The following is a 7,133-nucleotide window of genomic DNA, read 5'->3' as shown; positions in this document are numbered from 1 at the left end:
CTCAAGTTACTCAAGTTACTCAAGTTACTCAAGTTACTCAAGTTGCCGCTTGCTCAAGGCATCCATGTTGGCGGCGCCCTTGAGCTAATCCGTCGCGGTGGTGGAGTGGCAATCAATCGCCATGTGTGCGGCGCTTGGTTTAAGCGCCTTGGCTGCGACCCAAAAAGTGCACATAGCGGCCCAGTGACAAGTAGGGCTCACGTTGGGAATATTCGAGTTCCATTTGCAGCAGTTTGGCGTAGTCAAAGTCTGCAGCTTGGTTTTTTTTCAAATAATCATGGATCACACGCACCCCAGATTGGGTTTCGATGCTGATATTCCAATCGTTAAACCACTGTTTGACATCATCGATATACAGCGGGTGGGTGGGGGTTAAGCGCACTTTTTTCTTCACCACGAGATCCGCGGCCACATAGTCAAAATTGCCAGAGACCAAGGCATGGAAGCGCATGGCCTCTTTGTTGTAAAACATTAAAGAAAACAAGCCAGCGGGCTTGAGCATGGTGAGCAGGCCCGTCATGGTGGCTTTGGCATCGGCGAGCCATTCGACCACCGCGTGGCACAGGATGAGATCAAAGCTCCCATGCTCCTCGACCGACAGTGCCTGAATCGGCGCGTGGATTAAACGGATATCTAATGGTGTTGGCGAGGCCTCAATCTGTGTCTGTGCCTTGGCGAGCATGGCGGCGGAGATATCACACAGGATGACCTCATGCCCTAGGCGAGCCAGTTTTTGGCTGAAATAGCCAAAGCCGCCACCTGCATCTAAAATGCGTAACTTACGCTCGCCAAATTGGCTTAACGCGGGGCTAAGATCGCGCCATAGTACACTGGCCCGGATTTCCCCTTTGGGGGTACCGTAAATATTTTTCGCGAACTTCTGCGCGAGTTTATCAAAATTTTTATCTTGCACGGGTCTACAGAGTCAAAGAAGCTAAGCCATTAGTGTGTCATAGCTTCAGGGTTTTGGCACTGCGCGCAGGCGATTTGCGGGATCTGTTGGCGGTTTTTTCAGCGTCAATATCTAACGTTTTGATTTTATTCGGAGGGTTTTTTAGCGTTGCAGTTAGGGATACACATAGCTTGCTGCTCTAGGGTATAATCCGAGCGCTTTTGACCGACTTGGCTCATTTTTTGTCCATTCGATAAGTCAGCTCCACTCTTTTAAGACACCGTTTGACGGCTTTACCCTCGTATGTTTACGAAAACAGTATCCGGGCTGATTGTGCGCGGCGAGGGCATATTGAACTGTGCTAAAGGATTGTTAACTAAAAGGTACACCGACTTGAATAATGCATATTGTGTTGAATTGAACGCGATGCCTTCGCTGTTTTCTCTTTATCGCAAGATATTTTTTGGCCGTAAACCCGGGTGGGATCAGCAGCCATTGCCTTGTATAAAGGTGAGCGTCGACACTGTGACTGTGTCCGAGGCCAACGTCAGTCAATACGCTGAGGTCTGTGGTTTCCAGTTTGATGGTGAGGTATTGCCACCTACCTATTTGTATGTGATGGCATTTCGTCTGCATGCGGTGATTTTTACCCATGAGGGTATTACCTTTCCGCTGCTGGGGATGATCCACCTTAAAAATCGGATCAGCGTGCATCGGCAAGTTCGCCTGAGTGAGACATACTCCTTCGAGTGCGCTGTCGTTAGCAGCCGTCAAACCGATGTTGGTCTTGAGTTTGAGATTGTCTCTAAGGCTTTTGTCGGGCAAGAGTTAGTGTGGGAGTCGCTGTCTACCTATTTGTATCGCATTGAAAACCAAGGGCGACGAGTGCGGCCACCGAGGGCGTTAAGTATGGCGTGGGAATCGCCGCAGCAGTGGACATTGAGTGACGACCTGGGGCGGCGTTACGCCAAGGCCTCAGGGGATTATAACCTTATCCACTTACACCCGGTGCTCTCCAAGCGTTTTGGGTTTGATCGCGTACTTGCCCATGGCATGTGGTCTAAGGCGCGGTGTTTGGCGCAGTTAATGCCAGACATTGGCGCGCGACCCTTTACCGTCGATGTCGCCTTTAAGTTGCCATTATTAATGCCGGCCGAAGTCGGGTTTGGTTATGCCAAGCATCCGGATGAGTGGGAATTTGAGCTGCGCGACAGTAAGGGCCGGCGGCCACATTTAAGCGGTAAAGTGTTGTTTGCTGATAGCGAACAATAATGCTTAGCGGATGAGAGGGAAGTGAATGCGCGATTAACTCATCGCGCTCTTAAACCATGGGCATTTAAGATGACGCATGTTCAAAGCGCACTAACAAAAAGCGCACTAACAAAACGTGCGCTAACAAAAAGTGTACTCTCTCAAACTCCTTGCCCCACATGTGTGCAATAACTGGCCGCGCCTTATTGGCCGCGGCAGTCGTGCTGCCAGCCTAGGGCGCTCCAGTTCACCCCTTAGCCTTAAATCCTTCAATCTTTCAATCCTTAAATCCTTCAAGCCTACACGCTTTCTGCCGTGTTGAATCACTCCCCATCCCGCGTTTCGAGTCTGCCGCGCATCGCGGCATTGCTGGAATCTTGGCCATGGTGACTGCAGGTTGTTTGTTTTTGAGGAATATGTTTTTGGGTGATTGCCCGATGGCGCGTCGTTTATTTGATGCAGATTACAAAATGGCTGATTAACCCCACGGATGGCTACATATCCGCGAAGGGATCACCTAATATCCGCCGCTCAACATTCCGTTGCGGCTGCGCTTAGCCATACATTAACCCAGAACGTTGTCAGAATTCCAATAAGGGAGAATCGAGTCATGCTGTCCGATATGGCTATTTCACGTCGTGCCAATTTACGCAATATTGTGGAGCTCGGTACCGAGCTAGGTCTGCAGGCACAGGAGTTAATTCCCTTTGGGCACGCGAAAGCCAAGGTGGATTTAGCGGTGCAGCAGCGCTTAGCTGCCCAGCCAAACGGCAAACTTATCATAGTGACAGCGGTTACCCCAACGCCCTATGGCGAAGGCAAAACCGTGACCAGTATCGGTTTAACCCAATCTTTAAAAGCCATCGGTAAAAAGGCCTGTGCTTGCATTCGGCAACCGAGCATGGGCCCCGTGTTTGGGGTAAAAGGCGGCGCCGCTGGTGGCGGCTACGCGCAAGTTGTGCCGATGCAAGAACTCAATTTGCATCTGACCGGTGACATTCATGCCGTGAGTAGCGCCCACAATTTAGGGGCGGCGGCGATTGCCGCGCGGCTATTTCATGAAACGCGTTTAGGGCCGGATGAGTTTTGTGCGCAATCAGGCTTAGACTTTTTAGATATCGATCCTGAGCAGATCCGCTGGCATCGGGTGGTGGATCATAATGATCGTTGTCTGCGGCATATTCGCGTGGGCTTTGGAGAAAATAATGGGCCAGAGTATGACTCCGGCTTTGATATTACCGCTGCGTCAGAATTGATGGCGATTTTGGCCTTAAGCCAAGATGTCGCGGATATGCGTGCGCGCATTGGCCGCTTAGTGCTGGCGCTTAATCGTCAAGGTGACAGTATTACGGCTAACTGTCTTGGCGTCGCGGGTGCCATGGCCGCGATTATGGTTGATGCCCTAAAGCCGACCTTGATGCAGACCTTAAACGGTGCGCCTTGTTTTATCCATGCCGGCCCCTTTGCCAATATTGCCCATGGTAACTCTTCAATCATTGCCGACAATATCGCCTTAAAGCTTGCCGATTTTGTGGTCACCGAAGCTGGATTCGGCTCCGATATGGGCTTTGAAAAATTCTGCAATATTAAGGTGCGTCAATCGGGGCAAGTGCCGAGCGCTGCGGTATTGGTGACGACCTTAAAGGCATTGAAGGCCAACAGCGGCCTAAGCTCAGATCGCGATATCAATGCGCCGGATCAGGCGAGGTTGGCGGCCGGTTTTGCCAATTTACATTGGCACATTAACAATGTGGTGCGCTATGGCGTCCCAGTGGTGGTGGCGATCAACCGGTTTGCCACCGATAGCGAGGCCGAGTTGCAATGGTTAATGGATGCGGTCAAGGCCACGGCGGCTTTTGGCTGCGAGATAAGTGATGCCTTTACGCAAGGGGAGGCCGGTGCCACCGCGCTGGCACAAACTGTGGTGGCAGCCGCCGAAAGTGAGTCGGCATTTACTTGGCTTTATCCAGAAGACGCTAGCATCGAGGCCAAATTGTCCACACTGTGTGAGCTTGGCTATGGTGCGGCGGGGATGAGCTTATCCACGCTGGCAAAGGAGCAGCTCGCTGAGCTGACGGAGCAAGGCTACGGGCATTTGCCGTTATGCATGGCAAAAACGCCGCTATCGATTAGCCATGACCCAACGCTAAAAGGCGTGCCGCAAGATTTTATCCTGCCTATTCGCGCCTTTAATGTGAATGTGGGCGCAGGCTTTATTACTGCTCTGGTCGGGAATGTGATGACCATGCCAGGCCTTGGATTAACACCGGGATATTTACAGATTGATATTGATGAGGCTGGGGAGGTTGTTGGCTTAGGTTAGCTGATGTCTAGCCTAGTTTGGCTTAGCTAAGCTCAGCTTCAATGGCGCCAGTAAAAAAGCCGGGCGTGAGTTAACCCTCACGCCCGGCTTTTTAATGGTGCGGCGCATCCCATGGATGGCCGATGGTCAGTGCTTATTTATTTGTTTGGTAAATATGCACATCACGCTGCGGGAATGGAATGCTAATGCCTTCGGCATCAAAGCGCAGTTTCACTTGACGGGTAATATCCCAATACACATCCCAGTAATCCTCGGGGTTGCTCCAAGGGCGAACGATAAAGTCGACTGAGGATTCACCTAAGGTGTGCAACTTAATGGTTGGCTCAGGCGTCGGTAACACTTTAGGGTGCGCTGCCACGATAGATTTTAAAATGGTTTCAGCGTGTTCGATATTGTCGCTGTAGCTGATCCCAAAGACCATATCAACCCGGCGCTGCTCTTCGGCGGTGATATTGTTAATGGTATCGCCCCAAATTTTGTTATTCGGGATGATCAGGCGTTGGTTATCGAGGGTTTTAATCGTGGTCGAGACTAAGCTCATGTGGCTAACCCGGCCAGAAACCCCTGCCGCATTGATTAAATCACCGACATCGTAGGGGCGATAGATCAGGATCATCATGCCCGAGGCAAAATTAGACAGGGTGTCTTGCAGGGCAAAACCGATGATCACCCCCGCGATACCAAAACCGGCGAGCAATGGACCCAGCTCAATCCCCAACTGAGATAGAGCGATCAGTAAGCCGATGGTAAAGACCGCTTTTGCCGAGAGTGAGGTGAAGAAGTCTTGGAGTAATTTACTGAAATTAAGCTTGGAATTACTCACCATGTTTTTGACAAGCTTTTGCGCTAATTTGCCCGCGAGGTTGGCGACGAATAAAATCAAGCAAAAGATAAATAACTTAAAGGTCGCCGTTGGGCCATTTTCAATCGACTTGGTTTGGGCGGTATCTAACCAATGGGCCAATAAGCTTGAGGCGACGTCAATATTTAATACGTCCTGGGTGATATCCCCTGAAATACTAAACAAGGTCTTTTTTAAGCTTGCGGTATCTTGCCCGAGGGAGTCGAGTAAGTTGATATCAATACTTAAGCTTTGGCTGTTTTGATCTAAGCGATCCTTGAGGGTTTGCACGCGTAAGGTTTGCTCAGCGGTGACATCTTTACCCGCATTGGTGGCAATATTGACCGCGATTTGCAATTGCTCTTGGGTGTAGTTGATAAAGCTTTCAAAGTTATCGGCCCGTGCGGTTAAGGTCGCTTTGAGTGTGGCGATCTCGGCACTGACATCTTGGCCTATTTGTGTAAGCCAATTTAACGTTTCGAGCTGCAGTTTGAAGTTGTTGTCTTTTTCAAGTTCGATCTTAGAAATAGCCAGCAATAAACTATTATCGTTGTTGGTACCCAGTTGCTGCCCCAAAGTATTGGTGCTTTCAGTTAAGTAGGCGTCGATTTGCTGAGTATGTTGTAATTCCGCTTGTAAAAGCGGTAATAAAAATGCGGTATCTGGGGCGGATTTATCTAGCAACGACTTAATTTGATTACGCAGCAGCGCAGTTTTGCTTTGAATTTTAAATTTAGTAATAGTGTTGAGTTCCCCCTTGGTATATTTGAGGGTCTCAATATCCGCATGAATGGATTGTTGTAATTCGAGTAATTCTGTTTGGGCATCCGTGAGCACCGCCGCAGCTTGAGGGGCGGCGCCAGTTGCTGCAGTTGTGTCTGCGGCGAAGGTATTTGTGTTATACGTCAGTAGACTGGCACTAAAAAGCGCCAGCAATAATATCAGAGCTTTGGGCATACAGTGTATCTCTAGAATAAATGGGCCTACATATGATAGAAGCTTGCTCGATATCTGTAAAATAGCGCTTTGAGTTAATTGAATATTCGCGCGCTAAACGTTGAAAGTCTGATGGCAATATCATTTTTATGTTAATTCACCGTGATGTTTATATGTGCGGCGTGGCGTAATTGCGAGTGATTGAGTGGCGGTACGTTTTATTTTGGCAAGTTGTTTTAATGTTGTCTTTTGATTGCAATAAGCATATTAAAGCGAATAATACTCAGTGGCCGCGATGTAAAATATTACAACTCAAACACCATGTTTGACGGTGAAGCAGGGTTTGCTTGTTACTGGGTTTCGCGACAATTACCTTGATGCAATCAGAGTGGTTATACCGGGCGTGATGGTAAGATGAATGTTTGTTTACCCCCACTGGAGAGTATTATGGATGGGGTAAGTTGTCATGCATGTGTTTTATCAGGTCAGGGGGCATTGCGGCGCGTGCAAGCAGGATAGTGCGGCGCGGCGACACTCTGGCGATACAGCGGCTAACGTCGGTCTTGCTAACCAGAAACGTGAGCCTCAACGAGGGTTGAAGCACGCTTGATTCTCTGGCTGAGCCGGTAGCCGTGCGGCATGGTGTGGTTATGTGGCGCTGCGAGTCTACGTGCCATGTCACATGGCGTTGTTGCGAGTCTTTACGGCGTTGCAGCAAGCTGACATTAACGCCATCTGACATGGCGTTAGCAGATGCGGTGAGCCGCTTAGTGAACGACTTGCTCTTGGCTCTCTAATGAATGTTCTACATAGTAAATTCCACCTAAAATCACAGCGCCGAAAATCACAATACCTAAGATAAGTCCTAAGTTTTCGCGGAGAAATGCTAG

General features: G+C 49.5%; 4 protein-coding genes. 2 read left to right on the top strand and 2 right to left on the bottom strand.

The window, feature by feature from the left end:
* Positions 1 to 139: 139 nt before the first annotated feature.
* A complete protein-coding gene (locus ACRCZA_RS15985; protein WP_438675381.1) occupies positions 140 to 913 on the bottom strand; it encodes a methyltransferase domain-containing protein in 774 nt (257 codons plus the stop codon).
* 405 nt (positions 914 to 1,318) lie between these two features.
* On the opposite strand from ACRCZA_RS15985, the gene ACRCZA_RS15980 reads away from it, so the two are divergent.
* Complete coding sequence (locus ACRCZA_RS15980) at positions 1,319 to 2,164, top strand: MaoC family dehydratase (protein ID WP_438675382.1); 846 nt, start codon at positions 1,319 to 1,321, stop codon at positions 2,162 to 2,164.
* Positions 2,165 to 2,753: 589 nt separating this feature from the next.
* Positions 2,754 to 4,466, top strand: a complete 1,713-nt coding sequence (locus ACRCZA_RS15975) for a formate--tetrahydrofolate ligase (protein ID WP_438675380.1) — start codon at positions 2,754 to 2,756, stop codon at positions 4,464 to 4,466.
* 133 nt (positions 4,467 to 4,599) lie between these two features.
* Here ACRCZA_RS15975 and ACRCZA_RS15970 read toward each other — a convergent pair whose 3' ends face one another.
* Complete coding sequence (locus ACRCZA_RS15970) at positions 4,600 to 6,264, bottom strand: mechanosensitive ion channel family protein (RefSeq protein ID WP_438675379.1); 1,665 nt, start codon at positions 6,262 to 6,264, stop codon at positions 4,600 to 4,602.
* Positions 6,265 to 7,133 lie beyond the last annotated feature (869 nt).

Origin of the sequence: Shewanella sp., from assembly GCF_051658185.1 — a bacterium.
Classification (GTDB): domain Bacteria; phylum Pseudomonadota; class Gammaproteobacteria; order Enterobacterales; family Shewanellaceae; genus Shewanella.
The sequence above is the reverse complement of the archived record's forward strand: the minus strand, read 5'-3'. Positions and strand labels throughout refer to the sequence as shown.